We start from the raw sequence: 528 nt of genomic DNA, 5'->3' as shown, positions 1-528 counted from the left end.
CCCCCCGTGCGGGGGCGTGGATTGAAACCGGTGCGTTGGTTGAGTGAGCAATGGTTGGATATAGTCGCTCCCCGTGCGGGGGGCGTGGATTGAAACTTACAGAGGAATATATATCATATGAGGACGAAGAAGAATGGCAAGAAGAGTTTGATACGCTGGCAGGCTTTATCTACACTAAATTAGGTCGTTTTCCTAAGGTAGGGGAAGTTATAGGAAATGACAGATTAAAAATTGAGGTTCTGGAAGTAAAAGGAAGACGTATTTCTAAAGTTAAAATTTACTTAGGTGGTTAGCCTTACCGCTAATTTCTTTGTGGTTCATTTTTTAGTTTCTTCTTTTAAGAGGAACTCAATGAAGGAGGCCACCGCCTTTTTACCTTCGGGACTTAAGTTGGAAGCTGCTTTAAAAATTAAATCAATTTCATCCAGTCCCTCTTAAAGAAGAGTTAAGGGGTTAACTCGTACAACTTCACTTCATGTAATAATGGTATCAAACGAAGGAAGGCGCTTGCGCCTTTCCAGGTGAGAT

The 528-nt window shown here is 42.0% G+C and carries 1 protein-coding gene; it reads left to right on the top strand.

The window, feature by feature from the left end:
- Positions 1 to 89 precede the first annotated feature (89 nt).
- Positions 90 to 293, top strand: coding sequence for a transporter associated domain-containing protein (locus tag HW443_RS12855; protein WP_176238406.1), 204 nt, complete (start codon positions 90 to 92; stop codon positions 291 to 293).
- The last annotated feature ends 235 nt before the right edge of the window (positions 294 to 528 follow it).

It is taken from the genome of Candidatus Hakubella thermalkaliphila (genome assembly GCF_013281975.1).
Taxonomy (GTDB): Bacteria; Actinomycetota; Humimicrobiia; order Hakubellales; family Hakubellaceae; genus Hakubella; species Hakubella thermalkaliphila.
This window is presented reverse-complemented; position numbering and strand designations above follow the sequence as displayed.